Genomic DNA, 26,066 nt, shown 5'->3' with positions numbered 1-26,066 from the left:
ACTTCGGCTGCTGATTCAGGGCACGCTAACTTTAATAAATAGATCTGCAAACTACCGGTTGTGGTATACGATGTCATTCGAGATCGAGAAGATTCATGCTCGTGAGATACTTGATTCACGAGGCAATCCGACCGTCGAGGTCGATGTCTACACCTGCTGTGGCTTTGGACGGGCGGCTGTGCCTTCGGGCGCATCTACAGGCACTCACGAGGCCCTGGAGCTCAGGGATGGCGGCGACAGGTACGACGGAAAAGGCGTCCTGAAGGCGGTCAAGAATGTGAATGAGGTGATCGCTCCTGAGCTTTTGGGCATGGATGCCTCCTGCCAAAGGGAGATCGATGATCTCATGATAAATATGGACGGAACCGCGAACAAGGCCAATCTGGGCGCCAATTCCATCTTGGGAGTCTCAATAGCTATGGCAAAGGCGGCGGCAATGTCCTCTGGGGTGCCGCTCTACAAATACCTGGGCGGAGTGAATACCGTAACTCTTCCCATCCCCTCTTTCAACGTTCTTAACGGGGGCAAGCATGCCGGAAACGAGCTATCCATCCAGGAGTTCATGATCCAACCCACCGGGGCCAAGACCTTCAGCGAGGGCCTGCGCATGGCCGCCGAGACCTACCATGCTCTGGGAAAGATCCTGCAAGGGAAATACGGCGTGGGGGCGACGAACGTAGGATACGAGGGAGGCTATGCACCACCTCTCATCAAGACCCGAGATGCCCTGGACGCCATCATGAGCGCCTTTGACGTATCAGGTTACGGAGATGAGATCAAGATCGGCCTCGATGCTGCTGCCTCAAGCTTCTATATGGAGGGCGGCTACTCTGTGGACGGAAACAGGCTCTCACCTGGCGAGCTCATAGATTATTACGTGGATCTGGTCAATACCTATCCCATCATTTTGCTGGAGGATCCCTTCGAGGAAGAGGCTTATGATGACTTCGCCCGCCTCACTGCCAAGCTTCCGGGAACGATCATAGTGGGAGACGACCTGTACGTCACCAACATCAAGCGCCTGGAGAAGGGAATCAAGATGTGTGCCGGCAATGCACTGCTTCTCAAGCTTAACCAGATCGGAACGGTATCCGAGGCCTTTGACGCTGCTCGGATGTCCTTCCGCTCTGGATGGAAGGTCATGGCATCCCATCGCTCTGCAGAGACAGAGGACTCCGCTCTGGCAGATGTGGCAGTGGCCTTAGGCTGCGAGCTGCTGAAGACTGGCGCTCCCGCCCGTTCCGAGAGGACGGCCAAGTACAACCAGCTCCTAAGAATCCAGGAAGATCTGGGCGAGGCAGCAAGATACGCTTGCATCTAAATATGGATGCATCAGTGAGAACATCACCCGCTTTTCCTCCTGAGATGGGAGGATGAGCGCTCTTTTTTAAGGGGCATTGGGCAAAACGGCTCGAAACATTATTACTCGATCAGAATTCACCTTCTCACATGGATTACTCATTCAAGCGCGGATTCAAGCCCGACATGGAGAGAATCAGAAAGGTTCTGGAAGAGGAGTTCCCCGCAGAGATAAAAGAGTTGGACGGAATGCTCTCGCTCTCCTTTGGCGCCCTGAAAAGCATCCAGGTATCGATCAATAATAAGAAGCTCAATGTCACCACTGAATCGTATTCGGACGCAAAAGACGATCAGATCCTGGACACCAACAAGCGCTTCCGAAATTTTTTGGAAAAAGCGACCGGATATACTGCAAAACAGCGGCTGCAGATGGCCAAAAAAGAGGTCTCAAAGGAAAGCAAAGGATCTTAAAAAGGCGCAGCGATTTTCAATAATCCCCTAGCCTCCTTCAGAGATGAATTTATAAGCCTTGAAAACTCAGTCCCTGATTATATGAGTGAATCAACAGCATTCTCTGGTCAAGACACAATACAGGAATCATTCCTAAAGAGGATAGCCGCTCTGGAATCAGATACAAAGAGCCTCGCAGAAGAGCTGGAAACCACCCGGATGGAGCGGGAAGAGGTAAGGGCAAAGCTCTTCGAATCCCTAATCGCCAACAAAAAGTATCTGCGTGAGGTTGAGCGGCTTAAGAAAGAGAATCTTCTTCTCAAGAGGATGCCTCTGTTCCTGGCAACTGTTGTTGAGATGGGACCGGACTATGTCCTGCTGAGACAGCACGGAAACAATCAGGAATTCATCACAACGGTTGCTCCAGAGATGATGGAACAACTCCAGCCAAACTCCCGGGTGGCAATCAACAACTCCCTGACTGTAGTTCGCATTCTTGAGCGCTCGGTTGATGTCCGCGCCAAGGTAATGGAGCTGGTTGAGCTTCCGGATGTATCCTATGATCAGGTTGGAGGCCTGGAGGCTCAGATCCAGGAGGTAAGGGAGACGGTCGAGCTTCCCCTAACCAATCCCGAGATCTTCCAGGACATAGGAATTGAACCTCCAAGAGGAGTGCTACTCTACGGTCTTCCCGGGACGGGCAAGACGATGCTTGCCAAGGCCGTGGCCCACGAATCCAAGGCCACATTCATTCACATGTCCGGATCGGAACTGGTGCATAAGTTCATCGGCGAAGGTGCACAGCTGGTTCGCGATATATTCCAGATGGCCCGGGAAAAGGCGCCAAGCATCATATTCATCGATGAGATCGATGCGGTGGGAAGCATCAGGACCCATGATGGGACCACTGGAAGCGCAGAGGTCAACAGGACCATGATGCAGCTTCTGGCGGAGATGGACGGCTTCAGAACCAGGGGAGATATCAGGATCATTGCCGCCACGAACAGGATAGATATCCTTGACCCTGCCCTGCTCAGACCGGGACGCTTCGACAGGATCATCGAGATACCCATGCCATCCCTTGTGGGCCGCCTCAAGATACTGGAGATCCATACCCGGAAGATGAGGAAGGCAGAGGATGTCAACCTGGCCGAGATCGCCACAGTTACGGATGAGGCGAGCGGCGCAGACCTTAAATCCATCGCGGTAGAGGCAGGCATGAACGCTCTGCGCAGAAATGCGACCATCGTCAGCAAAGATGACTTTGATAAAGGGATCAAAAAGGTTCTGGGAGACGAGATCGATGGATCTGAGGAATCTCTGCGCATGTTCTCGTAGGTAACCACTGAGCGGCATTTCGCCGCTTTTTTTTAAATTTTTCTGGTGCTGTCGCGAAGGGGGAGCTGCAAGCTTCCAAAGCACCTCATTCATAAAGCATGAAAAACCAGTATGCCTTAAGATTTTTTCAAGGTGACTGCAGAATAAAAAAAAGAGAGAGGTTGAGGGCTTAATCGAAGTCCCCGCCCATACCGCCCGGCATGCCTCCGGGCATTCCACCGGGCATTCCGCCAGGCATTCCGCCTTGCCCACCGGACTTGGAGGCGATGACATCATCGATCCTCAGGATCATCACCGCTGCCTCAGCGGCAGAGCTAATGGCCTGGCTCTTAACCCTCAGGGGCTCGACCACACCGATCTGCATCATATCCACCGGCTTGCCGGAATCCATGTCCAGGCCTGCGGTCATAACGCCCTTCTCATGCTGGCTGCGCAGTGCCACTAGAGTATCGATCTGATCCAGGCCCGCATTCTCGGCCAGGGTCTTGGGTATGATCTCCATGGCATTGGCAAAGGACTCTATGGCCAGTTGCTCACGGCCGCCCACAGTAGAGGCATAAGACCTGAGCCTTGAGGCAAGTTCCACCTCTGGCGCTCCGCCGCCGGCAACCAGCATTTTATCCTCAATTGCCACACCAACCACTCGGAGGGCATCCTCCATCGCTCTGTCCAGCTCGTCGACCACGTGCTCTGTCCCGCCATGAAGGATGATGGAGACGGACTTGGGATTGTTGCAGTCCTCAACAAAGGTCATCTTCTCATCGCTGACCTTTCTCTCCTCCACCAGGCCAGCCTTGCCCAGGTCATCCACTGAGATCTCATGGAGGCTGGTGACGACCCTTCCACCCGTGGCCCGAGCCAGCTTCTCCATGTCGCTCTTCTTGACCCGGCGTACAGTGTAGATTCCGGCCTTGGCGAGATAATGCTGGGCCAGGTCGTCAATCCCTTTCTGGACGAAGAGCACATTAGCCCCGGTGGCGGCGATCCTGTCGACCATGCCCTTTAGCATGCTCTCTTCCTGATCTAAGAACGACTGCAACTGGGCGGGAGAGGTTATCTGGATCTTGGCATCGACCTCAGTCTTCTCGATCTCCACCGCAGCGTTCAGCAATGCAATTTTCGCATCTGTGACCTTCTTGGGCATGCTGGGATGGAGACGATCCTTGTCTATGACCACACCCTGCACGATCTTCGAGTCGGATATGCTGCCGCCTACTTTCTTTTCTACTGTAATGTTATCGGTGTCCACCGATCCGTCCTCATCCACAACCGCCTGGACTGCTCTTACGGCAATATCGGCGAGCTTCTCCCTGGCGGCCTGAGAGCCTTTGCCGGTCATGGCAGTGATGGCGATGCTATTGAGAAGATCCTGGTCATTGGCGGTGACATTTTTGGCCAGGCTCTGGAGGATCTCCATGCATTTATCTGCCGCCGCTCTGTAGCCTGCTGCGATGACTGTGGGATGGATATCCTGCTCCAGTAGCTCCTCAGACTGCTTGAGAAGCTCTCCTGCCAGGATCACGGCAGTGGTTGTGCCGTCTCCAACCTCAGTGTCCTGGGTCTTGGCGATCTCCACCATCATCTTAGCTGCCGGATGCTCGATATCCATTTCCTTGAGGATAGTGACGCCATCATTGGTGATGACCACATCTCCCATGGTGTCCACCATCATCTTGTCCATGCCCTTGGGGCCAAGAGTGGTCCTCACTGCGCCGGCTACAGCCTTCGCCGCCATGATGTTCGATCTCTGCGCTTCTCTTCCCGCAGTCCTCTGGCTGCCTTCCCTAAGGACGAATATAGGGGTCCCGCTGAATTGTCCTGCCAATTTAATACCTCAATAAGGATTTATTATCTAGGCGTTGTTTGAGGTTCTATATAAACCATGTTATTAGTATTCTCCTCCGATCAAAGGCTGAAGTGATAAAACCATTAGGCAGACAGAAAATAATGAAAGCAAGATGCTGGACAACGCCATTAATAATAACATCATGAGCATTAGGAGTGAGCTGGAAGACACCAGATGCATTCTGTCGATTCCCATTTTTTTTAGAGGGATTCAAACCAATCATTCAGCTATGGCTCCGCGAATGGATTAAAGTGCAGACCATGAGCCTGCAGATTAAATTATGGCAAAATTAACCTGCTGATACCATGTAAAATGAAGGACGTATGTATTCTATACTCTAAGAATAAGCAATCTATAAATACTTATGAAATGTATATGATATGCGAATGCAGCTAAAATTAACATCAAAGGAGAGGTTAGTTCTTTACGGTCTTGCCAGATATCCGGGATTTAGCGATATTGATCTCGCCTCCAACATAGGCGTGGATCGATCAACCATATTCAAGAGCAAAAGGAAGTTCAGAGACTGGAAACTCATTAAGCTATTGAATGTGCCTTCCGGAGAAGCTGTGGGTGCCGAAATCCTGACCTCAGTGTTCGTCAAGTACAATCCGACTGCGCCATACGAAGTGAGGAAGGAGTCTGAGTCCCACAAGAGATGGATAAACTATCCTAACTGCGTATCCCATACTGCAACAGACACCGATTCCGTCTCAACATTTTACTCCCGGAGCCTGACGGATTTTCGGGTTAACTTCGATCCAATCATCGATGAGTACTATAGGAACGATTTCGTTGAGGATATTCATTATTATCACTATCCCTTCCAGGTTTCCGGCTACTCATCTGATGCCGCCCTGGCAGTTGACGGCCTCTTCGATCTGGAAAGAGCTGATCTTCCCAGCGGGATGATTCCTCCCCGTCCCGCACTGACTGAGGACTCACGGCTGACGGAGAAGGATAAGCTGACCCTATATGCCTTTGTGAAGTATCCCATGCTCTCCGACCTTGAGCTCTCCAGAAGGACGGGCATATCCAGGCCTACGATCTCCGGAAAGCGGACCAAGTTCTTTCAGAGCGGCCTCTTGACCCGGGAAGCCTATATCGACTGGCAGAAGATCTGCTGCGAGCTGATGTCCTTCTATCACGTACCCATCAGGCACGGCCATGACCGGGAAGATCTGGCCAAGGTCTATCAGGCCTTCCGCCGGGTTGGAGCGCCGCTCTTCACCTATATGCAGCCTGGCGAGATATTCGGGGCGTTCCTCTCCACTGGCTATCCGGAGCTCAAGAGCCGCCTGGATCAGGAGCTGCGCAACCTCTCTTCCCAGGGGCTGATCACTGAAAGGCCGATGGTGGTCATCATGCCTCTTAATGAGATAAAGTCTACCAAGATAGACTATGCGCCAATGGTAGCGGACATGCTGGGGATCGGCAGGGAGATCTGAGAATTCAGCAGCCTGGTCAGATTGCTGTAGTCTGCTCTCGGGCAGATCCGGCAAGTTTCAATATCTTTGGACGTCTGCTTGAGCTGCAGGCTTGGCAGGAGTGCAAAGGATACCGATCCAGCGGAAACTTCCGTCTCCTGGTTCATGATGATAAGCAGACCGCCCTTATTGGTCTGGACGATCGTCTGGCGGATCTGGATCTTTATCCAGATATGATCGTTCTCCCCTGCAGGCATGAGGCCAAGGCAGCATTACCCTGGTTCGGAGGGCATTTTACTGGCATTTTGGAGGTGGGAGAGGGCAAGAGCCGTCTTTCCGCTGCCGCTCCCGCAGGCTTGAGGTCATTTCTATATAATGTCTCAGCTATCGTTTCCCTGTCGATGCCGGGGTATATAGTCTCGGCTGAGGCCACTCATCATGGTCCTGTGGATGTAAGGACACCATCCTTCTTCGCTGAGATCGGCAGCACAAAGGAGCAGTGGGTAGATTTGAAGGCGGGGGAGGCGGTGGCAAGGGCGATTTTGGCCCTTGGACCGGAGGAGTTGCCCGTGTTTCTGGGATTTGGAGGAGGTCATTATGTGCAGAGGCAGACTGAGCTGATCTTCAACTCTCGTATAGCTTTTGGCCATATGTTCTCCAGCTATCAGGTTCCTGATCTGGATTTAGAGGCGGTTGAAATTGCTCGGGAAAGCTCGAATGCCACTTATGCCTATATCGACCGCAAGTCGCTGCGATCTGCAGAACGAAAGAGGCTTGAGGGAATGGTTGAAGAGATCGGACTGCCTATGCTCAAAGCGCAGGAGATTCGGGCCCGATTTTCCCCGAGCGATGCGATATAATAACATTAGATTTTCCCGCCGCCAACATTGCGATCCTTTGGCAGAAGCTGAATATCTCATAAAATATTTAAAATATTGATAGATTTTCTGCAATAAATCCCAGTATTCTATGGAATTTTCTCGGAATATGAGGTTATATCTGCTATTTTTAGACAAAATAAGGGGTAAATGCAAAAGAGTTTTATATCAAGAGAATTCATTACAGTATATCAAAAATAATTAAGTTTGGGCTCTATCTGACCAAAGGGAGTATGAAAATGGGGGAGAAGTCAGAATTTGCCGCTAAGAGCAGCATTGCTGCTCTGCAGGAGAAGGCGATGGATATCATAGCCTTGCGGCCAGAGGGAATTTATCAATCCGATCTGAGGAGGCTCCTGAAGATCGACAGCAGCAAATGCTCAAAGGTGGTAGCCAGGCTGCAGGGCTCAGAATTGATCCGCAGAGAGAGCGTTCCTGCCAGCAGCACCTACCTATTAAAGCTCTCCGGAGCGTTTGTCCCACCTCCTGCGGATGGTTCATCCAATGCTACTGCCCCATCTGCCGTCCCTGCTCATGCCGGCCCGAGGAAAAAGAAGTCTGGGCATGAGGAGAAGAGGAAGGACGCGGCAGGCAAACTCAAAGGCGGCATTTCCAGGGTTCATGCTGATACGCAGATGAAAGGCTATAACGCTGACATCACCGCTGCCAATATAGAAAGTGATCTTGAGAGGTTCATCCAGGGCAATGCCGACGGCCGGATCAAGAAGTTGATCGATCGGCAAATCGACAGGCTTATTGATAGAAGGATTTTCGGCCAGGTCAACCGCAGGATTCAATGTTCAATCGGCAAGATAGAAGACACGATCAATCGCAAGACTGATTCTTCGATGGACGGCAAGAGCTCAAGCCCAATCGAGAGCGAAAATGACGGTCCAAAGGATTTAAATGAGCTTGATCGCCCGGTCGGCAGCTATTTCGACTGCTCGATCGAGGACAACCTGGGCAGCAAGAGTGAGATGGATCTGGATATCGATGACCGGATCGATAGCAATTTTAACCACAATAGATTGCCTGGCAGCCACAGCCATATCGATAGCTACTTAACTGAGATCTATCTGCTCTATCTCACACGTGCGACCTCGTTTTAAAGGCCGCCAAAGAGGGTAGAATTGCTGGCATTCTGGGAGATCCTCCGCCCGTTCAACTGCTTGATGGCATCAGCGGCAGCCATAATCGGCCTTCTGATCGCTATGGTTCAGGATATGCACGCTGCCCTAATCATCGCTGGGGCCGTCTTCCTGATCACTGGGGCGGGAAATGTCATCAACGATTACTATGATCGCCAGATCGATGCCATAAACAGGCCTGACCGGCCCATCCCCAGCAAGCGAGTCCGGCCCCAGACGGCTTTCTACTACTCGATCGCCCTTTTCGCCGCCGGCTGCATTCTGGCGGGCCTGGCCGGTCGGATATGTCTGGCCATCGCCGCCTTCAACTCCCTGCTCCTCTTCTTCTATGCCCGAAACCTGAAGGCCACCCCAATTCTAGGAAATCTGTCCGTCTCTTATCTTACCGGCTCCACCTTCCTCTTTGGAGGGGCAGTGGCTGGATTTATGGGCATCCTGGCCAACCAGGTCCCCTTCGGCCTCTCCTTTCTGGCCAGCATGAGCCGGGAGATCGCCAAGGACATCGAGGATATGGTGGGAGACCAGCAGGGTGGAGCCCGAACCTTACCCATCCTGGCGGGCGAGCGCGCGGCGGCAGCCCTGGCCGGGCTCTTCGGAGTGGCGGGAGTGGCCCTGAGCCTCCTCGCCCCCTTTGGGAGGCTATACCTGCTGATAGTAGCGGTGGCGGATCTGCTCCTTCTGCTCTCTGTGTACAAAGTAATCCGGAAGGACGCAGCCGGCTCTCAGAAGGCGATAAAGAAAGGGATGGCTGTGGCCCTGCTGGCATTTCTGGCCGGGGCGCTCTTATCCTGATCAGATGATGATCCTATGAATTGATGCAAATCGTGGAATGATTTAGGATCTCATCCTGGCTTTGATCTCAGTCACATCGCTCTCGATCCTCTGCAGCCGCTCCTCTGTGCGGCCCTTAAGATCCGAGCGCATGCCGGAAACCTCAGAGACGATCTCCTCGCGGGCACAGTCTATCCTATCGATGATTTGATCCTGTTTCCCTGAGATATCTTTTAAGGAGGAGCCAGTCTCCCTGAAGCCTTCCGTAATTGACTTTTTTAGATCATCCTGTTTCCCTGAGATATCTTTCAGATAGGAACCAGTTTCCCGGAAGCCTTCTGTAATTGACTTTTTTAGATCATCCTGTTTCCCTGAGATATCTTTCAGATAGGAGCCAGTTTCCCGGAAGCCTTCCGTAATTGACTTTTTTAGATCATCCTGTTTCCCTGAGATATCTTTTAGAGAGGAGCTCATGCTATCGAGCTTTGAACCATTATCCTTGAATCCTTCTCTCACGGCGGATATCAGCTCTTTAAGATACTCTGCCGCCTGGTCCAGACGGGCGTCAGTCTCCCCCTCCCCTGCGATTTTAAAAAATTCTTCGTAAGATCCATTTGCCTCAGAAAAATCTGCTTTAATCTCCTCCACGTCGATCAGGGTATTTTTGATTCTGACGGCTTCAAGGAACCTTTCTAAATCAGCTTCATGGCCCTCTGCAACGATCTTCACCCTGCTGTCGGGCAGGTTCATCACATATCCCTTGAGGCCAAAGACGCGGGCAATAGTTGCTATCTTAGATCTGTATCCCGCCATCTGGACCTTTCCAGAGACATAAGCGGTGAGCTTAAGCATTATTTTGACTGTTATCCTTTTTCGTATTTGGACTTTATCGTCGCCTGCTGAAAAGGCCGCTCTCTCGCGTGCGTTTGCCATGTGAGTACGCTCCTGCGCGTCAAGTCCAGCCTATTTCGTTCTCCCCTCCCGATCAAACACCGGTCATATAGAAGGCCGCCCAGTAGAATGGATGCCAGAATCGCGTATCCTCTCGTAGCTCCTTTTGAGCCCTAGCCAGGGCCTGCACTGGCTGTTTGCCTTCCGCCCGCCAGAGCTGATAGAAGCGGATCATGAGCATAGCTGTGCTCTTTTCCGATACTGTCCAGAGTGAGCCTATTGCCCCAGCAAAGCCAGCCCGGATGAAAGCGGAGGGCAGCGATACCACCTCATCCGGAAGCCGGGCACCGGGCACCCCCGTCTCGCAGGCGGAGAGGGTTGCCATCCGGGCCTGATCCAGGTGCAGCTCGAAGAGATCCTTATGGTCAAGACCGCATCTTGATCTTTCGTTGTCTGGATCTCATCATTTTCCAATACAAAGCCACCGATCTCGTGATTATCCCAGTTTGCTTTTCCATGGCAGGAGAAGTAGATCGCCTGGGCTTTCCGCAGCCTCACTGCTCACCGGTGCGCGTAATAGGCCACTATCGGCTCGCCAATTTTATTGACCCGCACAAATCCATATCTCTCGAACTGCACGACCTTCCCCAGCTCCTCGGCAATTCCCGTTTCTCCTATTCCCTCATCCACCCCATCGGGCTTCATCACTATGACCCTCACCCCGTCCAGGGGCGCCCAGTGGATGATCTTGGTCCTCTTTCCCATGTCCTTGCCCAAAAAGCGTGCTCTGGCAGGCTCCAGGCTGGTAATCTCTACATTGCACAGGTCCTTCAGGCGGATGTTATCCCCCGCTCGGAAGCCCTCAAGATCGCTCCTGCAGATGAACAGCCTGTTTCCAGCGGGAATCTCCCGGAATCCCCGATCGTCAGTGGGATGCAGGGGCGCTCGCGCCAGCGGCGGGACATCGCCCTCTATCTCCAGGGCCACCGGCTCCCAGACGAAGAAGCGGCGGTTGGCTTCCGGATCGACCAGCTTCCGGTTCTCGGCATATATCGAGTCCATGCTCAGGCTGATGTCCGTCTCACCAACGCCAAGATCGATCATGAACTTTCGCAAGGCCTCAGGCCGGATTCCCCGGCAGCGCATCGCCCGCACTGTTGGCACCCGTGGGTCGTCCCAGCCCGAATACTCTCCGGCCTCAATCGCCTTCCTCAGCTTGCTGGTGCTGAAAGACCCGAACTGATGGATCTTAACCCTGCCCCAGTGAATGACCCTGGGGTACTCCCATCCGAGGTAAGAGTACAGATACCTCTGCCTGCTTCCGCTATCTGCCAGATCCTTTCCCCGGATGATATGGGTTGTGCCCAGCAGGTGGTCCTCCACCGCCGACTCGAAGTCGAGCAGCGGCCAGACCCGGTACCTGTCCCCCACCAGCGGATGGGGGGCGGTGACAATCCTGAAGGCCGGCCAGTCCCGAATCGCAGGGTCTTTATGGTGCATGTCGGTCTTCACCCGCAGGACCGCCTCACCCTCTTTGAGGGTTCCGTCCAGCATCTTTTTCCAGAGATCCAGGTTCTCCTCGATGCTCTGGCCCCGGTCAATGCACTCTATTCCCTTCTCCTTGTGCTCTTTGAAGGCCGCCTGAGGGCAGCGGCAGACATAAGCCCCACCCCGGCGGATCAGCTCCTCGGCAATTGGATAGTACTGCTCGATCCTCTCGCTGGCGACAATCACCTGATCCGGCTTCGCCGCCAACCATTGGCAGTCCTCTAAATACCAGCCATAGGCCTCGGGCATGGGCCTTTTTTTCACGGGATCGGTATCATCAAAACGGATGATGAACTTGCCACCGTACTTTTTCACATACTCAGAGTTGACGATGATTCCCCGGGCGCTGCCCAATGTGGGCGGGCCGTTGGGATTAGGGGCAAAGCGCATCACCACTCCACCCTCCGCTCCCTCCAGACTGGGCAGTCCTTTGTCAGGCTCCTTTTTCTCTGAGAGCTGCACCAGTAGCTCAGGCGCTATCTCCTCCAGCCTCCTCTTCCATTCCTCGGGGCTGGTCTTCTCCACCCTTGCCAAAACCTCGCCTACCAGGGGCGAGACCTCTTTTGCCCGGCTGCGAAGCTCCGGACGCTCGCCCATGAGCTTGCCCATGACCGCCCCGGCATTGGGGGCAGCATTGTACTTCACCGCGTTCTGCAGCGCATATTTCTCGATGAGATCTCTTATCTCTTCCATTGAATACCTCTCCCAGAAGGGGCAAAGGCAGATCTTTTTCGCTCTACATTAATTTGATGCACAGATTCCCAATACCTCAGCCAGGTGGAGGGCATCACTGATGATTTGCTCATGGTCGAAGGAAAGCCTGGTCAGCTCTTCTGGGGGGAATACCTCAGCAGACCGGGCGTCAGAGCCGGATTGGAGCCGGCCACTGCCCCGGGCGAGAAAGGCCACGGAGACCACATGGCCCCTTGGATCGCGGGCGGGATCGGAGTAGACCCCCACCAGCCCCAGCAGATTGATATCAAGCCCCGTCTCCTCCCTAGCCTCCCTTATCGCTGCCTCTTCGACAGTTTCCCCTATCTCCACAAAGCCGCCAGGCAGGGCATAGCAGCCTTGATAGGGCGGGTTGTTCCTCCTTATCAGCACAATCCCATCCTGGAAGAGTATGACTGCATCTGCAGCCAGCAGGGGGGTTTTAATCTCTCTTTTCATCTCATTCCTCAGGCCGCACTCAATATGCTATTATTATCTATCAGTTACATCCATAACACAACCAAAAGCCTTATCTACGTCGAGAGCCGGGGAGATATACGGCAAAGGTCGATAACATGGATCCCTCCTACCCTACATCCAGTCGGCCTTCGTCCATCTTTTTATCCTTCAGGAAGAGGCTGAAATACAGATAGTGACCTTACTCATCCTCATGCCATCTTACGTATTGAAGCTTGGAGGGAGCCTCATCGAAACCTCCCGGGATCTTATGCGCGTCCTGATCTCCCTCGCGAACGAGGAGGACTACAGCTTCCTGGTGGTGCCTGGGGGAGGGCCGTTTGCCGATCTGATCCGTGAGATTAACGCCAAAAGGGGCTTGGGCGATGAGGCCGCCCATTGGATGGCAGTACTGGCCATGGAACAGTATGCCTTTTTCCTTGCAGACGGAAATGGAGCCAGTCTCAGCTCCGAGGTTCGCATTCCAGAAAAAAGGGAGGTGAATGTCCTTCTCCCCTATCGAGCCCTGACCGAGGATGACTTTTGCCCGGAGCATTCCTGGGACTACACCTCCGACTCCATAGCTTTGCTGGTTGCAGCCAGGCTGGGCCTGCCCCTGATCAAAGCCACAGACGTGGATGGTGTGTTGATCGATGGAACGGTGGCAGAGGAGCTTTTTGCCCGCCAGCTCCTGGGAAGAGAAAGCTGCATCGATCAGGGCACTATTAAGCTTCTATTGGGGGATCTTTCGGGATTGAGAATGTGGGTGCTTAACGGCACCGATCCGATCTCATTTGCAATAGCGTTGAGATGCAGAAAGGGCGGCACGTTTATCAATGGACAGAAGCTTTCCCCATCCTATTGATCAATGGGAAGGTTTATACAGAGAAATAGGTCTACCAGGGAGGAGATAATATGAAGGAAGAAATGCCAGAGAGATGCATATCATGTGGCATTACGCTGACCGGCGTGGGCGGAGCAAGGTTTCCCTGCCCAAGCTGCGGAACCGTGATTGCCAGATGCAATAAATGTAAAAAACAGAGCAATGTCTATACCTGCAAGGCCTGTGGCTTCACAGGACCATGAGGTGAAAGTAATGGGAGACGCAGCAGTAAGAATGAAGGTTATGCCTGAGAGCACAGATGTAGACCTGGAAAAGCTGGCTGAGGACATAAGGAAAGCCGTGCCCAGCTTCGCCAGAATGCATGCCATCGAGCAAAAACCAATTGCATTTGGCCTCAAGGCTCTGATCGTTGTGACCATCATGGATGACAAGGGCGGCCGCAGCCCGGATGAGATCGAGGAAGCGGTGAGAAAACTTCCCGGCGTGGAGTCCGTGGAAGTGGAAGAGGTCGGTCTGATCTAAAACCACCTCTATCGTTTTGGGAGACGATTTAGATCCAGGCAGATCCAGGATCATTGGGCTTGTAGATCAGTGGTAGATCGCCGCCTTCGCAAGGCGGAGGCCACGGGTTCAAATCCCGTCAAGTCCATTCCCATCAAGTCCATTCCTCTCAGGTCAATCCTGAACTGCACGACAAGCCAGTCCAGTAGCAAATTACTTAAATTTTAGTGACCATTGAGTTGCTAATGCCGCTGGCCATTAATAGCACGGAAAAGCCCAGAAAGGATTCCATCCTTGCCAGCCATGGCTCGCGAACGGGAGGCGAATATATGATAGAGCTGGAGCTCATAGCCGCTAAGGAGATACTGGCTGAAGTCTTCGACATAACAATTGCCGAGGCTGAGGATATGATCAAGCAGCGCAGCCAGGAGAGAACCCTCTGGCCGGAGAAGTTTGGAGATAATAATATATCATTGCAGTAAGAGAGTATAGACCAATGGGAACGCTGACTAGATTAATAAAATTGGCAATGAGTGCAGCTCTGGCAAATAAGGTGATCAGAGGGACACTGGCAAGTGGTCTGGCCAGATCCATGAGATGGTTCACGAAGCCCTCAACCAGGGCCAAGGCGGAGTCCTTTGTATCCGGCGCATCGAAAGCAAATCCTGGGGCAAGGTCCAGCCCTCTGCCCACACTATTCGAGGCAATGATCGGCCTGTTGCTATGGAGATATAAAAAAGTCCGCTGGATCGTTGAATTGCTTGCATTCTCCGGCCTGGGCGCGCTTCTTCTGGATATGCTCGGGAAAAAACAGAGCAGCCCTGGTGATCAAGGCAGCGGAAGGAGCAGCCAGAGGGGTCGGGTCATCGATGTGGATGAGTATGACGTGATCGAAGAGGACAGATAGCAGGAAGCAATTAATGGGCCTCTCTGCACCCACCGCCCCCAAAGGCAAAGGCCAGGACTCAATTTTGATCAAAGTGGTAGTTGGCGAAGAGCTGCAGGAGCTTTCCAGGGAGCTTTCCCGCCTGGGCCTTGCCCGTAGCACTAAATTCTACCTGCGAGACGCCAAAAATCTGGAGCAGAGCGATGCCTGCGTTCTAATGGCGGCCAGGTCAGGGGATAATGCCGGCCTTAACTGCAGAAGATACGGTTTTTCCCGCTGCCAGGATATGATAGCGGCACAGAACCGGTCAATAGAGTCACAAGAAAGGGTTGTGGCATATGGCATTCCCCTGAAGGCCTCGGGCAAGAATATCTACTTTGGCCGGCAGGCATAAGGCCGCTCTTGGCTGGAAGCTATTTGTTGAATCTGCACAGAAGCCTTTGTGATAGAGGTGCGATCTTGGCAAAGATATTGATAAGAGGCGGGGATCTGGACCTGGTTGAATACGAGTTCCAGCCCTTTGTCCCGGGCCAGTGCATAAAAACCCTGGGATTGGAAAAAGACTACCAGCTCACTCCGGTTTCAGGGAAGATAACGGTAACCGCTCCTGGTCGCATTCATCTGACTGTACTGGACATGAACCGCTTTGCCCCCGACCGGCCGGGGGGAGGAGGAATGGGCTTTGCCCTGCAGATCTACTGCTCTGCCCAGGTGGAATGCATCCCATCCGGGTTGGAGATCGACTATTCTCGGGAACCTATAATCCGCCATTTTGCAGAGGTATTCAGAAAGACGGTCCGCTATGAGGGTGGATTCAGAATTGTGGTCCGCGACCACCAGAAAAAGCATGTAGGACTCGGCTCCACCGGATCGGTCCTTTTAGCTTTAGGCCATGCCATGAACAGCGCTTTAGGCTCCCCCCTGAATAGAGAACAGATCCGCATGCTCATAGGCAACAACTATGTGGAGGAGACCGAGGACGGCAGGGTTACAAACGGCTTTGAGACCGGCGTGGGTCCAGCGGCAGCAACTTACGGAGGCATGGTAATTACCGGCGACGAGCTGGCCCTGGTCTACCAGCACCGGTTTGCCGAAGGTAAGAACGTCTTCATCACCATCCCCCCCACCATCGTCTCCTCTGCCGGCCGCTCGGAGTTCGATCTGCTCATGAACCGGGCCAGGAACCTCGATTATCAGGACAGGGAGCTAAAAGCCTATCTGATGCTCATGGACCTCATCCCCGCCCTGGAGAAAAGCGACCTGAGAAAGATCGGAGACACCATCTGGGAGATAGAGTTTCGGGGCTCGAAGAGGGCCGAGGTGGAGCATCATGGCTTTGAGATCTATCGCTACATGAGCATTCTGCGAGATGCCGACCTGGAGTTCGTGGGGATGAGCTCGGTCGGCCCTTCCATCGCCATTGTCACCGAACGCAGCCGGGATGAGGTGGCGAAGATTATCGAGCCCGTGGGCCTCAAGATTGCCGTAGAAACCAAAGTGGACAATATAGGCCTGACGATCAGAGTGGACTAAGCAAGACAGAAATAAAACCAGCCTGAAGGAGCGAATCGGATACTCCTTCAGGGGCTAATCCTCTTTCTCTCCTTCATTACCTGTCCGGCCGCCTTCTCCGCCTCAATATCCCGCCGGCATTGGGAACAGATCCGGATCCATTCCAGGCCGCTGGCATCCTCCTGCATCCCTGCAGGAAGGGAAGCCTCGACCTTCATCAACATGGGCAAGGTGGCATATCGTGATCCGCAGACCCTGCAGGCCACCAGTTCAAAGGAGATCTCGGACTCTGGGACAAGCTCATCATAAGCCACCAGAGCCAGTGCCTTGGCCGGACAGAACTCGACGCAAAGATCGCACTCCTCTTTGCACTTTTTCCAGTGAACGGTTCTGGTATCAGCGCTCTGTAGAAGGACGATGTTCTGGTTGGGGCAGACGTTGGAGCAGGACAGGCAGCCCAGACACTTGCCTGGATCAACTTTTATCATGCTCTGCCTCCCCTGGTGATTAACATGGCCGCACGGTTGCGAGCCCTGCGGCTGGCGAGATCGAAATCCAGGCTCAAGGCATTGGCTGGACAGGTCATAACACATGTCGGCATCTCCTGGCCCGAGCACAGATCGCATTTATGAGCGATTTTGTCCGTCCGTACAACCCCAAAGGGACAGGCCAGCTGGCACAGGCCACAGCCAGTGCACTTGTCCACATCAAAAGCCGTTTTATCCCCCTCTTTATGCAGGGCTCCGGTACTGCAGACCATGGTGCAGCAGGCATCCTCACAGTGATGGCAGAAGACCGGTACTGATGCCAGACTACCTACAAAATGAACATTCACATGCCCTTTGCCACCATGCACCCGATCGCAGGCCACCTCGCAGGACCGGCATCCTATACATCTGCTGATATCAACATAAACTGGCATCTAATCCCTCTTCAATAGGTATATAGATCGCTATAAGGCCTCTTTGATCTCGGGATGAGCTTGACGAAACCATCCTTCAGGACCTCTTCAGGAATCAGTTCGAGATCAGGGAATTTTTCAATGAAACCGGACACATACTGGTCTAAAATCCCCCGATCGGCTTCATCAATCGGTGAGATCTCCACCTGTTCGCTCACCTGCGAGCGGTTCACTGAGCCCCGCAGATATATGGTCCCGCCATGCATACCTGATCCTATGAAGTTCGCCCTGTGGCCCTGACCTTTGAGATCCAGGAGGATGACTGTCCCTCCAGCCATGTACTCGCCCAGAAAATCCTGAGCCGTCCCGCCTATGACAAGAGCCGGCTTTTTGCCCTCGTACTCTTTCATATGCAGAGCGGTCCTGTAGCCGCAGCCGTCCCGCACATAGATCGTCCCTCCACGCATGGAAAAGCCCAAGACATCTCCCGCTCTACCCTCAATCACAATCTCTCCATCATCCATGGTGTTTCCAACCCCGTCCTGAGCATTGCCATGCACGACCAGCCTATGACCGAAGAGGAAGGCAGCCAGGTCATTTCCAGGAGTACCGAAGATATCGATCTCCATCCGGTGCCTCTCTGGCGAGTACAGTCTGGTGCCAATATATCGCTGGCCGCATACATTTCTGATTATCACTTTTCTCTTGCCGGCCAGCATCAGATCTCGCAGCCGGTCGTTCAAATCTCTGGTCTGGAGCCCGTCGGCATTGATCTCAACCGCTCCCAAAAACAAACCTCCTGAAGCCATGGTATTTGTTGGGATAAGGGAGATCTCATTATCCTGAATCATTCTCCCGCACCCTTTATTCCCAGGACATCCAGCTCCCATTCATATAAACCCACGCCCCGCAGATGGTCACGGTTTCCGCGCAGGCTCTCCAGGGCATTGATCCCCATTCCCCCCAGCATCTCCTGAATCTCATGAGACCAGGCAGATATGAGGTTAACCAGCCGCTGGGAGGCGATATCCACATTCAGCCGCCCTGCTAGACGCGGGTCCTGGGTACAGATTCCCCAGTTGCATTTGCCGGTGTAGCATTTCTGGCAGAGATTGCAGCCCATGGCAATGAGAGCTGCCGAGCCGATATAGGTGGCATCTGCACCCAGGGCTATGGCTTTTATCACATCTGCGCTGCAGCGAATTCCGCCAGCGGCGATGATCGAGCACCTGTTCCTGATGCCATCCTGGCGGAGGCGTCGGTCCAGAGAGGATATGGCCAGCTCAATGGGTATTCCCACATTGTCCCTGATCACCTTGGGAGCAGCTCCGGTGCCCCCCCGCAGGCCATCGATGGCAATGATGTCCGCGCCAGCATGAACGATCCCCGCTGCTATGGCGGCGAAGTTATGCACAGCTGCGATCTTGACCGATACCGGCTTCTCGTAGTTTGTAGCCTCTTTGATGGCGTGGATGAGCATGGACAGATCCTCGATGGAGTAGATATCATGATGCGGCGCCGGGGAGATGGCGTCTGTGCCCACTGGGATCATCCGGGTGGCGGAGACGGAAACAGAGACCTTCTCTCCGGGCAAGTGACCGCCTATTCCAGGTTTAGCCCCCTGGCCTACCTTGATCTCCACCGCAGCGGCGCAGTTGAGGTATTCGGCATCTATGCCGAAACGACCGGAGGCTACCTGTACGATGGCATGCTTGCCGAATTTCTCTCTCATCTCCCTGGGAAGCCCCCCCTCGCCGGTATTGAAGTAGGTCCCCAATTTGCTGGCCGCTGTGGCCAGGGAGAGGAAGGCATTGTAGCTGATTGCTCCGAAGGACATGGCGGAGAAGACGATCGGCATTTCCACCATCAGATTGGGTGAGAGCTGGGTGGCAATCTCCACTTCCTCGTTCTTTACCTTGAAATCCATCAGGTCAGGCTTGGCACCAAGAAAGGTGCGCAGCTCCATCGGCTCCCGCAGAGGATCTATCGAGGGGTTGGTGACCTGAGAGGCATTGAGCACCATGTGGTCCCAGTAGATCCTGAAGGGCTTGTCGTTGCCGCATCCTGTCAGTATCACCCCGCCAGTCTCAGCCTGCTTTTTAACGTCCTCCAGCTTCTCCCGAGACCAGGAGGCGTTCGGGCGGTAGAATGACGGATTTGGCCGGACCACTATGGCATCACGGGGGCAGAAGATGGCGCACCTCTGGCAGCCAACGCACTTGTTGTCGTCTGATATCAATCGATCGCTGACCGGATCGTATGTGTGGGTGCCAAATGCGCACTGCCTCTCGCAACCCCGGCACTGGCCGCATTTTGCCTCGTCTCTGATGATCTGAAACTGGGGAAAGACGAATGATTTCATCTTATACCCTCCTGCTGTTAAGTTCGCATATTACCGGTTCTCCTCCGCTGGGCGTCCAGACGGAGTCTAATTCCGGCGAGATAAGTCTGATCGACGCTTCTTCGCTGGAGAGATAGAACATCTCCCCTCTGGTGGCTGCTGTTATCGGCCGGAGCCGGATTCTGTCCGTCAGGCCAATCAGCCTGCCTGTCTGGCCGATGATGATGGCAAAGGGGCCGTTCATAAGCAGGGGGCCATAGACCATTCTCAGTGTGGTGAAGAGTTTCTTCTCCTTTTCATTCATGGTATCGATGGCATTCCAGATGGGCGGGGCCAGGATCTTGGCCACGATCTCCATCGGTATCCTCTGCCTTCTGAGGAGCAGGTCTGCAGCATAGGCTATGACCTCGGTATCGGTCTGAAGGGTGCAGGCATAGCCGTACATCTCCAGGTACCAGCGATTGGTGCCGTAAGAGGAGATCTCGCCGTTGTGCACCACGCTCGTATCCAGCAGGCTGAAGGGATGGGCTCCCCCCCACCAGGCCTGGGTGTTGGTAGGAAACCGGCCATGAGCCGTCCAGGCATAGGCAGAGTAGAGTTGGTCGAGCATGAAGTACTCACCGATCTCCTCAGGATAGCCCACTCCCTTGAAGCAGCCCATATTCATTCCAGAGGAGAATATGTAGGCGTCCTCTGCTCTGCTGTTGGTCTGCATCACCGTTCTCACCACGTACTCGTCGTCTGACAGGCTGGCGTCCTCTCCCATTTTTTTTGGGGAGGCGAAGTAGCGCCATATCAGGGGGGGATCTCGAAGCTGGGTTTGAGGGCGGTGAGGGATCTCCTCATCATGGACCACATCGAACCTCTGGTTGAGGTATTGCTCGAATTCCGCTTTGGCCGATATCTGGGACTGGAGGGTTTTGCCGTTGAACATGAGATGGAAGGCATAGTAGTCTCGATACTGCGGATATATGCCGTAGGCTGCAAAGCCCCCGCCCAGGCCGTTGCCCCGCACATGCATGTTGGCTATGGCCTTCATGACCCCGGCAGCGTTGAAGCGTTCACCATCCCGGTTCATTGCCCCGAAGATGGAGCAAGCGCAGATCTCCTTATTGTAAAGCTCTCTTCTGTTCCTTGGCATAGCAACCAAAAACTCCAGTCATCGACCTTGCTATCTCTTATAGACGATTCCCCGGGGCTTAATCGAGCAGCCAGATTCGTCCCCAGAATGCTCACAGTAGTGGAAGGTAGCGGTTAAGCTCCCACTGGGTGACGTTCATGCGGTAGGCATCCCACTCTGCCCTCTTGTTGGCGATGAAGGCCCGGAAGACGTGCTCGCCTAAAGCCTCCCGGACGAGGGTGCTCTTCTCGGTGATGTGGATGGCATCGTTCAGGCTGCCGGGAAGGGACGTGATTCCTGCTTTCGCCCTCTGTTCATCAGTCATGTGATATATGTCCTGCTCCTGGGGCGAGGGGAGATCGTATTTGTTGGCAATGCCGGCGAGCCCTGCGGCCAGCATGACAGAGAAGGCCAGGTAGGGATTGGCTGCCGGATCCGGGCTGCGATACTCCACCCTCGTGGCCGCCTCTTTTCCGGGCTTGTACATGGGCACTCTGACCAGAGAGGATCTGTTCCTCCTTGCCCAGGCGATGTAGACGGGAGCCTCGTAGCCGGGGACCAGCCTCTTGTAGGAGTTAACCCACTGGTTGGTGACGGCAGTGATCTCGGGAGCGTGCCTGAGAAGGCCGGCGATATAGTATCTGCCCTCATCGGATAGATTGAACTCGTTGCCTGGATCGAACATCACATTCCTCTTGCCCTGGAAGAGAGACTGGTGGACGTGCATTCCGCTGCCGTTCTGGCCGAAGATGGGTTTGGGCATGAAGCTGGCATGATAGCCGTATCTGCGGGCGATCTCCTTGACGGTGATCTTGTAGGTCATCACCGTGTCCGCCATGGAGAGGGCATCCTTGTACCGAAGGTCGATCTCATGCTGAGAGGGAGCGACCTCGTGGTGGCTGTACTCCACATCGATGCCCATGGAGTCCAGGGCGAGAATGGTGTCCCTCCTCAGGTCGGTAGCGTTGTCTGCCGTGGTCAGGTCGAAATATCCGCCGTTATCCAGGACATCGGTGTTGTTCTCTCCCTTGAAGTAGAAGAACTCCAGCTCCGGGCCTACCAGGAAGCTATAGCCGTCATCTTTGATTCGGCTGAGGTTCCTTTTGAGCACATTTCTGGGGTCGCCCTCATACGGGGTGCCATCGGGGTTCTGGATGTCACAGAACATCCTGGCCACGGCGTTCTCCTGCTGCCTCCAGGGGATGAGCTGGAAGGTGGTTGGATCGGGCTTGGCAACCATATCCGACTCGTGAATTCTGGCGAAGCCCTCGATGGATGAGCCATCAAAGCCCATGCCCTCTGAGAATGCTCCATCTAACTCATTGGGGTTGATGGCGAAGCTCTTGGGGATTCCCAGTATATCTGTAAACCAAATTCGGACAAATCTTACATTAAATTCGTCTATTGCCTCAAAGACTTCCTCTTTATTTCTTGTTTGCAGGGCCATTTTTCTTACCTCCAAATAGAAGGTAACGTTAAGCGGAATTTATAGATATTTGAGAATAAGGCAGAAAAATTATGAAAATTTATGATCGCATGTTGTTCATTTCTAAGGCGTGCAATTGTATTGAAAAGGAATATGATGGCTATGAATAACTCATAATAAAAAGTGATCGGAAAGAAAATGCTCTGGGATTTAAAAGCGCGGGTGATGAAAAAAAAGAATGGGAAAATGGACTATATGCGCCCGGCCACTTAGCCCTTATTCAAGAATGCTTTAAGCGCTTCCTCAAGGCCGGGGACCTGATTTGAGCCGGCGGGGACGGTGAGGTTTGCCCCTGCGAAATCCTGGCCGATGGGCTGATAGCTCCCGCCCAGGTGCTCTCTTGGGTCATCAAAGCCAAAAATATACCAGGTGCGGCTGCCGGGATTCGAACCCGGGTTACGAGCTTGGGAAGCTCATGTCATAACCGCTGGACCACAGCCGCTCCTTGTCGCAGAACATACGACGTGCTTCCCTTTCTCAGCTTCCAATATTTAAAGGTTATAGGATTCGGGCCCCTTCTGCTGCGACCAGCCCTTTGGGGCAGGAGAGAAACCTCCTCCCCTTAACTGGCACATCGCTCCCATGCGCACCCCCCCGCTCAAAGAAAGCGAAATGATGCCATTGCCCGCATCCCTCCAAACATGTCTCTGGGTTGGTCTTTACAGGGGTCTGGTCTCCAAGCTCTTTTTTGGCCTTAAAGCTCCTTTTTCCTCAGGACTATCCGGTCTGCTGCATTGATCCTTTCGAATAGGTCCAGACCCTGCACCACCTTTCCGATGTGGTTGACCCTGGAATAGGGCTGGGTTTGGCCGAAGAATATGCATAATGCAGGCCCTGGGGACCAATAGCAGATGTCTCCTGCCTCTGAAGAAGCCGATGGATTCTCATCTTTCAATTTCATATCCAGATCGAAGTAGACCTCTTCGCCCCAGAGGATGGCCCTGCCCTCTATCGGCAGAGCCTGCCATATGGCTTCCCTGATGATGGGGTTTCGCTCATCCATTTCTGCCAAGGCGCTCCCCTTTCCATAGACCTCGATTATAATCGCCTTCATTAAACCCTCACTGTCATGTCCATTTGCTTTGACTTGTCCTCTCTCATCCCATCCTTGCGAATACTTTCGCACTGCACGGCCAAGCTATTCATATCCACCGACATTACTATGAGTTAGACCGCCCGTGCCTAGATACCCTTCTGATTACTCCCTGCGGGCGGATCCATCCCCTATCAGCTTCGTTTTAATCTTATATGCAGGCGATCGGAGTAGTTTGTTCCCAGCTTCAGCGCCAGGTCCCAGGCCTCACTAGCATTCTGCATTCCCTGGTCCGTCCCATAGGCCATTATCCATACTCTCTCTCGATCGAGAATGGGAATGAGTTGTTTCAGCTCCTTCTCATTCCAGCACCAGTCTGGCTTTCCGAGGACGAATTTGAGGTGGACATTGCTCTTATTCGCCCAAAAGCCGAGATTAAAGTCAGATCCTCTCTTGGGGCTTACCACAGCGCAACAAATCTTCTCCAGAATATCCAGGGGAATTGTATTGGTGCCATTGCTCTCGATGTGAATCTCCATCCCCCGGCTGTAAAGCCTGCAGATCAGATCCACCAATTCATTCATCTGCAAGGTTGGCTCACCGCCGGTAATGATCACCCTCTTGCCCTGGCCCTCAATTCTCTTCAGCAGCTCAAGGACGGATAGATCAAGCGATGGCTTCAGATCGGTGTCGCAGCCCTCGCAATTCAGATTGCAGCCCGAGAGCCTTATAAACAGTGCCGGCCTTCCCATGGCGGGCCCTTCTCCCTGCAACGAACGGAATATCTCAATCAGCTTCATGCCATCTGACCTATAGTCATTGTTTTTAAATCGATCCGCATTTGCGCCTTTCCTATAGCGCTTCCAGGCATATCTCTCATTCTCTTGTATTTTAAAATATATTCAATATTTAAATATGGCCTGCCCCTAAAATGCTATTCCAGTTAATGGGGTTGATATGAGCAGCGAGTATTATTATGAGGGGAAAGGCCTTCAAGATGTGGATAATATATGCTAAGCCCAATAGCACCTCGTCGGCTGCGCCGCGCAGGTAGCGGGAGAAGAGGCTCACCAGAGTGCCGATCGCCACGGTGACGAGCCCGCAAAGAAGCCCACAACGAGCGAGATGCACGTGCAAAAGATCAAGCTCACTTAAGATATCCGGTCGATATCATTGATGCCCAAAAAAAGGAGTTGACTTTGAACCTCTGCTTCAAGGCTAAGCGATATTATTTCTCTCCGTCAACAATGACCTTAGAATGCGCCACAATAATCACCAGTACGCGAACACTCCTCGCCATATTTCTCGATACATTTGTTCACATAATACTCATCGTTGTGGCATGCCTCGCAAGTAAAATCCCATGTATGCCAGCAACAGCCCGTTTTGATCCTGCCGCAGCCTTCATCCCAACTCTTATCGCATCCTACAAAACTATCTGGACAGTCATCAATAACAATTGAGACATTACCGAAGGCCTCTGGAATCGCGTCATCCGCTTTGGAGATGATATGCGACCAGTCGGAATTAAATGTGTAATCATCGAGGACTTTCGCTGTGTATGTCAGAGTGCTGTTTGTCTCATCAAACTGGGGCGAGGTCAGCTCCGCCACGACTACATCGCTCTCGTTCTCTCCCTCCCTGAGCATCACCGCTGCATTGGGTGGGTCTATGGCACCAAAGCAAAATCCATCGAGGAATTTATCCATTGGTGCGAACCCAACTACTCGTTCAGGACGGTCTGAGAAGTAAATGGTATATGGCACCACGCCAGTGATGGTTAGCGTGTAGTTTCCTGACTCATCCTTTACAAAGGTGCCACCAGTCCCCTCCTGAATGAAGATGAATGTCGTCCGATTCATTTCCGTCTCATTCAATTCCATCTCATTCAATTCCATCTCATCCAATTCTGTCTCATTCGCGGCCATCTCCGCGCAGGACACAGCACCAATAAAAGCCAAAGAGCATAGTGCTGAGACCAAAATCGCCAATTTCATGTGACGCATTTGTTTACCTCAAAATGTAAATCCCGTCTGGCAACAATATAAACTTAGCCCCCAAAAATTTCAGGCGAAAGATCAGACACCCCAAAATTTTTCTGTTTTTTCATTTCAGTGACGATTTTTTATCCATCCGTCAAAACGATGTTCGACAGAATAATTATCCAATATATGCGTTCTTGGATCCATCTGACCAAAAAACATATAACCCTTTATTGTTAATTATTTAACATTACATTATAGGCTATATGGGGTTTGGGGATTATGATAAAGATCGGGATCGAGGTTAGCCGCAGAAAGTTGCTCTACGACCTCCTGGATAATCCCGGCCGGTACTTCTTTATTCTATCCGAAGGCGGTCGGGCAGCACTATGCATTCAAACCTGCGATTTTCAAGGAGATGACATAAATACGCATATCATTAATGGTTTCGCCTTAAATAAGGACAGCAAGCTATGCCCTATTTTTGATGATGGGATCAACGATTCCATTTTGAATGGCTGCAAATGGGAGAGGCGAACTCCTGACGGAAGGGATTATCCCATATCCTCTAAACTGGAGGATACTCTCTGCCGACTGCCAGACCTGATGTACTGGATTATTTCAAAGGTCCTGACTGGCGGCCGAAATCTGGTCATATATCACCCAAAGATCAATGCATAATGGTTCGCCAAGGTTA

At 52.9% G+C, this 26,066-nt stretch carries 30 protein-coding genes, 2 tRNA genes and 1 pseudogene; 16 read left to right on the top strand and 17 right to left on the bottom strand.

Going from position 1 to position 26,066, the window contains the following annotated elements; genetic code table 11:
* Positions 1 to 70 precede the first annotated feature (70 nt).
* The 3 genes from eno (at position 71) to MCON_RS00645 (ending at position 3,087) form a co-directional block, all read left to right on the top strand.
* Positions 71 to 1,321, top strand: a complete 1,251-nt coding sequence (gene eno, locus MCON_RS00655) for a phosphopyruvate hydratase (protein WP_013718122.1) — start codon at positions 71 to 73, stop codon at positions 1,319 to 1,321.
* A gap of 128 nt (positions 1,322 to 1,449) precedes the next feature.
* The gene (locus MCON_RS00650; RefSeq protein WP_013718121.1) at positions 1,450 to 1,770 is read left to right on the top strand and encodes a DUF5611 family protein; all 321 of its coding nucleotides are present in this window, start codon (positions 1,450 to 1,452) and stop codon (positions 1,768 to 1,770) included.
* Between the two features lie 81 nt (positions 1,771 to 1,851).
* Positions 1,852 to 3,087: a proteasome-activating nucleotidase gene (locus tag MCON_RS00645; protein WP_013718120.1), complete on the top strand. Its 1,236-nt coding sequence runs from the start codon at positions 1,852 to 1,854 to the stop codon at positions 3,085 to 3,087.
* 169 nt (positions 3,088 to 3,256) lie between these two features.
* Here MCON_RS00645 and thsA read toward each other — a convergent pair whose 3' ends face one another.
* The gene (gene thsA, locus MCON_RS00640; protein WP_013718119.1) at positions 3,257 to 4,912 is read right to left on the bottom strand and encodes a thermosome subunit alpha; all 1,656 of its coding nucleotides are present in this window, start codon (positions 4,910 to 4,912) and stop codon (positions 3,257 to 3,259) included.
* 407 nt (positions 4,913 to 5,319) lie between these two features.
* On the opposite strand from thsA, the gene MCON_RS00635 reads away from it, so the two are divergent.
* Positions 5,320 to 6,381 (top strand): Lrp/AsnC family transcriptional regulator, encoded by a 1,062-nt coding sequence (locus MCON_RS00635; protein WP_013718118.1) that lies wholly within the window; start codon positions 5,320 to 5,322, stop codon positions 6,379 to 6,381.
* Here the strand turns inward: MCON_RS00635 and MCON_RS15875 are convergent.
* A complete protein-coding gene (locus MCON_RS15875) occupies positions 6,333 to 6,617 on the bottom strand; it encodes a hypothetical protein (protein WP_052297499.1) in 285 nt (94 codons plus the stop codon). The two genes, MCON_RS00635 and MCON_RS15875, sit on opposite strands and share 49 nt — an antisense overlap.
* Here MCON_RS15875 and MCON_RS00630 point away from each other — a divergent pair.
* From MCON_RS00630 to MCON_RS00620, 3 genes are all read left to right on the top strand, one after another.
* Positions 6,594 to 7,220, top strand: a complete 627-nt coding sequence (locus tag MCON_RS00630) for a D-aminoacyl-tRNA deacylase (RefSeq protein ID WP_013718117.1) — start codon at positions 6,594 to 6,596, stop codon at positions 7,218 to 7,220. The two genes, MCON_RS15875 and MCON_RS00630, sit on opposite strands and share 24 nt — an antisense overlap.
* Positions 7,221 to 7,471: 251 nt before the next feature.
* A complete protein-coding gene (locus tag MCON_RS14995; RefSeq protein ID WP_157863599.1) occupies positions 7,472 to 8,347 on the top strand; it encodes a MarR family transcriptional regulator in 876 nt (291 codons plus the stop codon).
* Positions 8,348 to 8,368: 21 nt separating this feature from the next.
* Positions 8,369 to 9,178 (top strand): geranylgeranylglycerol-phosphate geranylgeranyltransferase, encoded by an 810-nt coding sequence (locus MCON_RS00620; RefSeq protein ID WP_013718115.1) that lies wholly within the window; start codon positions 8,369 to 8,371, stop codon positions 9,176 to 9,178.
* Between the two features lie 42 nt (positions 9,179 to 9,220).
* Here MCON_RS00620 and MCON_RS16585 read toward each other — a convergent pair whose 3' ends face one another.
* The 4 genes and pseudogenes from MCON_RS16585 to MCON_RS00600 form a co-directional block, all read right to left on the bottom strand.
* Positions 9,221 to 10,009, bottom strand: a complete 789-nt coding sequence (locus MCON_RS16585) for an acylphosphatase (RefSeq protein ID WP_013718114.1) — start codon at positions 10,007 to 10,009, stop codon at positions 9,221 to 9,223.
* A gap of 133 nt (positions 10,010 to 10,142) precedes the next feature.
* A pseudogene (locus MCON_RS00610) lies at positions 10,143 to 10,469 on the bottom strand (CHAT domain-containing protein); the annotation flags it as partial.
* Between the two features lie 140 nt (positions 10,470 to 10,609).
* Positions 10,610 to 12,289: a glutamate--tRNA ligase gene (locus MCON_RS00605; protein WP_013718112.1), complete on the bottom strand. Its 1,680-nt coding sequence runs from the start codon at positions 12,287 to 12,289 to the stop codon at positions 10,610 to 10,612.
* A 48-nt stretch (positions 12,290 to 12,337) separates the two neighbouring features.
* The gene (locus tag MCON_RS00600; RefSeq protein WP_013718111.1) at positions 12,338 to 12,766 is read right to left on the bottom strand and encodes an NUDIX domain-containing protein; all 429 of its coding nucleotides are present in this window, start codon (positions 12,764 to 12,766) and stop codon (positions 12,338 to 12,340) included.
* Positions 12,767 to 12,977: 211 nt separating this feature from the next.
* Here MCON_RS00600 and MCON_RS00595 point away from each other — a divergent pair, with 211 nt between their 5' ends.
* The 8 genes from MCON_RS00595 (at position 12,978) to MCON_RS00560 (ending at position 16,527) form a co-directional block, all read left to right on the top strand.
* A complete protein-coding gene (locus MCON_RS00595) occupies positions 12,978 to 13,628 on the top strand; it encodes an amino acid kinase family protein (protein ID WP_048131590.1) in 651 nt (216 codons plus the stop codon).
* Positions 13,629 to 13,678: 50 nt separating this feature from the next.
* Positions 13,679 to 13,849: an HVO_2753 family zinc finger protein gene (locus MCON_RS00590; RefSeq protein WP_013718109.1), complete on the top strand. Its 171-nt coding sequence runs from the start codon at positions 13,679 to 13,681 to the stop codon at positions 13,847 to 13,849.
* 10 nt (positions 13,850 to 13,859) lie between these two features.
* Positions 13,860 to 14,129 (top strand): elongation factor 1-beta, encoded by a 270-nt coding sequence (locus MCON_RS00585; RefSeq protein ID WP_013718108.1) that lies wholly within the window; start codon positions 13,860 to 13,862, stop codon positions 14,127 to 14,129.
* A 55-nt stretch (positions 14,130 to 14,184) separates the two neighbouring features.
* Positions 14,185 to 14,256 (top strand) — tRNA-Ala (locus tag MCON_RS00580).
* A 97-nt stretch (positions 14,257 to 14,353) separates the two neighbouring features.
* Positions 14,354 to 14,590, top strand: a complete 237-nt coding sequence (locus MCON_RS00575) for a hypothetical protein (protein WP_013718107.1) — start codon at positions 14,354 to 14,356, stop codon at positions 14,588 to 14,590.
* Positions 14,591 to 14,604: 14 nt separating this feature from the next.
* Positions 14,605 to 15,015, top strand: coding sequence for a hypothetical protein (locus MCON_RS00570; RefSeq protein ID WP_013718106.1), 411 nt, complete (start codon positions 14,605 to 14,607; stop codon positions 15,013 to 15,015).
* Positions 15,016 to 15,028: 13 nt separating this feature from the next.
* Positions 15,029 to 15,388 carry a hypothetical protein gene (locus MCON_RS00565; protein WP_013718105.1) on the top strand — a complete coding sequence of 120 codons (360 nt, stop codon included), beginning with the start codon at positions 15,029 to 15,031 and terminating at the stop codon, positions 15,386 to 15,388.
* A gap of 65 nt (positions 15,389 to 15,453) precedes the next feature.
* A complete protein-coding gene (locus MCON_RS00560; RefSeq protein ID WP_013718104.1) occupies positions 15,454 to 16,527 on the top strand; it encodes a GHMP family kinase ATP-binding protein in 1,074 nt (357 codons plus the stop codon).
* A 47-nt stretch (positions 16,528 to 16,574) separates the two neighbouring features.
* Here MCON_RS00560 and MCON_RS00555 read toward each other — a convergent pair whose 3' ends face one another.
* From MCON_RS00555 to MCON_RS14980, 11 genes are all read right to left on the bottom strand, one after another.
* The gene (locus MCON_RS00555; RefSeq protein ID WP_013718103.1) at positions 16,575 to 16,994 is read right to left on the bottom strand and encodes a 4Fe-4S dicluster domain-containing protein; all 420 of its coding nucleotides are present in this window, start codon (positions 16,992 to 16,994) and stop codon (positions 16,575 to 16,577) included.
* Positions 16,991 to 17,428, bottom strand: a complete 438-nt coding sequence (locus MCON_RS00550; RefSeq protein WP_013718102.1) for a 4Fe-4S binding protein — start codon at positions 17,426 to 17,428, stop codon at positions 16,991 to 16,993. Before MCON_RS00550 ends, MCON_RS00555 begins: the two co-directional genes overlap by 4 nt.
* An 11-nt stretch (positions 17,429 to 17,439) precedes the next feature.
* Positions 17,440 to 18,258 (bottom strand): GltB/FmdC/FwdC-like GXGXG domain-containing protein, encoded by an 819-nt coding sequence (locus MCON_RS00545; RefSeq protein WP_013718101.1) that lies wholly within the window; start codon positions 18,256 to 18,258, stop codon positions 17,440 to 17,442.
* Positions 18,255 to 19,769, bottom strand: coding sequence for a glutamate synthase-related protein (locus MCON_RS00540; RefSeq protein ID WP_013718100.1), 1,515 nt, complete (start codon positions 19,767 to 19,769; stop codon positions 18,255 to 18,257). The genes MCON_RS00545 and MCON_RS00540 overlap by 4 nt, the downstream gene beginning before the upstream one ends.
* 1 nt (position 19,770) lies before the next feature.
* On the bottom strand, positions 19,771 to 20,889 hold the full coding sequence (locus MCON_RS00535) for a class II glutamine amidotransferase (RefSeq protein ID WP_013718099.1): 1,119 nt from the start codon (positions 20,887 to 20,889) through the stop codon (positions 19,771 to 19,773).
* A 91-nt stretch (positions 20,890 to 20,980) separates the two neighbouring features.
* Positions 20,981 to 22,315, bottom strand: a complete 1,335-nt coding sequence (locus MCON_RS00530) for a glutamine synthetase family protein (protein ID WP_013718098.1) — start codon at positions 22,313 to 22,315, stop codon at positions 20,981 to 20,983.
* Positions 22,316 to 22,724: 409 nt separating this feature from the next.
* Positions 22,725 to 22,796, bottom strand: a tRNA-Gly gene (locus tag MCON_RS00525).
* A 252-nt stretch (positions 22,797 to 23,048) separates the two neighbouring features.
* The gene (locus tag MCON_RS00520) at positions 23,049 to 23,408 is read right to left on the bottom strand and encodes a cyclophilin-like fold protein (RefSeq protein WP_013718097.1); all 360 of its coding nucleotides are present in this window, start codon (positions 23,406 to 23,408) and stop codon (positions 23,049 to 23,051) included.
* Positions 23,409 to 23,581: 173 nt separating this feature from the next.
* Positions 23,582 to 24,187: a 7-carboxy-7-deazaguanine synthase QueE gene (locus MCON_RS14985; protein WP_052297496.1), complete on the bottom strand. Its 606-nt coding sequence runs from the start codon at positions 24,185 to 24,187 to the stop codon at positions 23,582 to 23,584.
* Between the two features lie 109 nt (positions 24,188 to 24,296).
* The gene (locus MCON_RS00510) at positions 24,297 to 24,524 is read right to left on the bottom strand and encodes a hypothetical protein (protein ID WP_157863598.1); all 228 of its coding nucleotides are present in this window, start codon (positions 24,522 to 24,524) and stop codon (positions 24,297 to 24,299) included.
* Between the two features lie 116 nt (positions 24,525 to 24,640).
* Positions 24,641 to 25,393 carry a hypothetical protein gene (locus tag MCON_RS14980; protein WP_013718094.1) on the bottom strand — a complete coding sequence of 251 codons (753 nt, stop codon included), beginning with the start codon at positions 25,391 to 25,393 and terminating at the stop codon, positions 24,641 to 24,643.
* Positions 25,394 to 25,651: 258 nt separating this feature from the next.
* Here MCON_RS14980 and MCON_RS00500 point away from each other — a divergent pair, with 258 nt between their 5' ends.
* The gene (locus MCON_RS00500; RefSeq protein WP_048131584.1) at positions 25,652 to 26,050 is read left to right on the top strand and encodes a hypothetical protein; all 399 of its coding nucleotides are present in this window, start codon (positions 25,652 to 25,654) and stop codon (positions 26,048 to 26,050) included.
* The last annotated feature ends 16 nt before the right edge of the window (positions 26,051 to 26,066 follow it).

This window comes from Methanothrix soehngenii GP6, assembly GCF_000204415.1.
Classification (GTDB): domain Archaea; phylum Halobacteriota; class Methanosarcinia; order Methanotrichales; family Methanotrichaceae; genus Methanothrix; species Methanothrix soehngenii.
This window is presented reverse-complemented; position numbering and strand designations above follow the sequence as displayed.

Bases quoted from the DNA above. Each gene is read 5' to 3' on its own strand.
- MCON_RS00555 (WP_013718103.1), bottom strand. From the start codon at position 16,994: ATGATAAAAGTTGATCCAGGCAAGTGTCTGGGCTGCCTGTCCTGCTCC.
- MCON_RS14995 (WP_157863599.1), top strand. From the start codon at position 7,472: ATGAAAATGGGGGAGAAGTCAGAATTTGCCGCTAAGAGCAGCATTGCT.
- MCON_RS16585 (WP_013718114.1), bottom strand. From the start codon at position 10,009: ATGCTTAAGCTCACCGCTTATGTCTCTGGAAAGGTCCAGATGGCGGGA.
- MCON_RS00595 (WP_048131590.1), top strand. From the start codon at position 12,978: ATGCCATCTTACGTATTGAAGCTTGGAGGGAGCCTCATCGAAACCTCC.
- MCON_RS00645 (WP_013718120.1), top strand. From the start codon at position 1,852: ATGAGTGAATCAACAGCATTCTCTGGTCAAGACACAATACAGGAATCA.
- MCON_RS00600 (WP_013718111.1), bottom strand. From the start codon at position 12,766: ATGAAAAGAGAGATTAAAACCCCCCTGCTGGCTGCAGATGCAGTCATA.
- MCON_RS14985 (WP_052297496.1), bottom strand. From the start codon at position 24,187: ATGAAGCTGATTGAGATATTCCGTTCGTTGCAGGGAGAAGGGCCCGCC.
- MCON_RS00635 (WP_013718118.1), top strand. From the start codon at position 5,320: ATGCAGCTAAAATTAACATCAAAGGAGAGGTTAGTTCTTTACGGTCTT.
- MCON_RS00650 (WP_013718121.1), top strand. From the start codon at position 1,450: ATGGATTACTCATTCAAGCGCGGATTCAAGCCCGACATGGAGAGAATC.
- MCON_RS00585 (WP_013718108.1), top strand. From the start codon at position 13,860: ATGGGAGACGCAGCAGTAAGAATGAAGGTTATGCCTGAGAGCACAGAT.
- MCON_RS00545 (WP_013718101.1), bottom strand. From the start codon at position 18,258: ATGATTCAGGATAATGAGATCTCCCTTATCCCAACAAATACCATGGCT.
- MCON_RS00530 (WP_013718098.1), bottom strand. From the start codon at position 22,315: ATGGCCCTGCAAACAAGAAATAAAGAGGAAGTCTTTGAGGCAATAGAC.
- MCON_RS00565 (WP_013718105.1), top strand. From the start codon at position 15,029: ATGGGCCTCTCTGCACCCACCGCCCCCAAAGGCAAAGGCCAGGACTCA.
- MCON_RS15875 (WP_052297499.1), bottom strand. From the start codon at position 6,617: ATGCCTGCAGGGGAGAACGATCATATCTGGATAAAGATCCAGATCCGC.
- MCON_RS00535 (WP_013718099.1), bottom strand. From the start codon at position 20,889: ATGCCAAGGAACAGAAGAGAGCTTTACAATAAGGAGATCTGCGCTTGC.
- MCON_RS00590 (WP_013718109.1), top strand. From the start codon at position 13,679: ATGAAGGAAGAAATGCCAGAGAGATGCATATCATGTGGCATTACGCTG.
- MCON_RS00520 (WP_013718097.1), bottom strand. From the start codon at position 23,408: ATGAAGGCGATTATAATCGAGGTCTATGGAAAGGGGAGCGCCTTGGCA.
- MCON_RS00575 (WP_013718107.1), top strand. From the start codon at position 14,354: ATGCCGCTGGCCATTAATAGCACGGAAAAGCCCAGAAAGGATTCCATC.
- MCON_RS00550 (WP_013718102.1), bottom strand. From the start codon at position 17,428: ATGCCAGTTTATGTTGATATCAGCAGATGTATAGGATGCCGGTCCTGC.
- MCON_RS00605 (WP_013718112.1), bottom strand. From the start codon at position 12,289: ATGGAAGAGATAAGAGATCTCATCGAGAAATATGCGCTGCAGAACGCG.
- MCON_RS00500 (WP_048131584.1), top strand. From the start codon at position 25,652: ATGATAAAGATCGGGATCGAGGTTAGCCGCAGAAAGTTGCTCTACGAC.
- MCON_RS00630 (WP_013718117.1), top strand. From the start codon at position 6,594: ATGATCGTTCTCCCCTGCAGGCATGAGGCCAAGGCAGCATTACCCTGG.
- MCON_RS14980 (WP_013718094.1), bottom strand. From the start codon at position 25,393: ATGCGTCACATGAAATTGGCGATTTTGGTCTCAGCACTATGCTCTTTG.
- eno (WP_013718122.1), top strand. From the start codon at position 71: ATGTCATTCGAGATCGAGAAGATTCATGCTCGTGAGATACTTGATTCA.
- MCON_RS00540 (WP_013718100.1), bottom strand. From the start codon at position 19,769: ATGAAATCATTCGTCTTTCCCCAGTTTCAGATCATCAGAGACGAGGCA.
- MCON_RS00570 (WP_013718106.1), top strand. From the start codon at position 14,605: ATGGGAACGCTGACTAGATTAATAAAATTGGCAATGAGTGCAGCTCTG.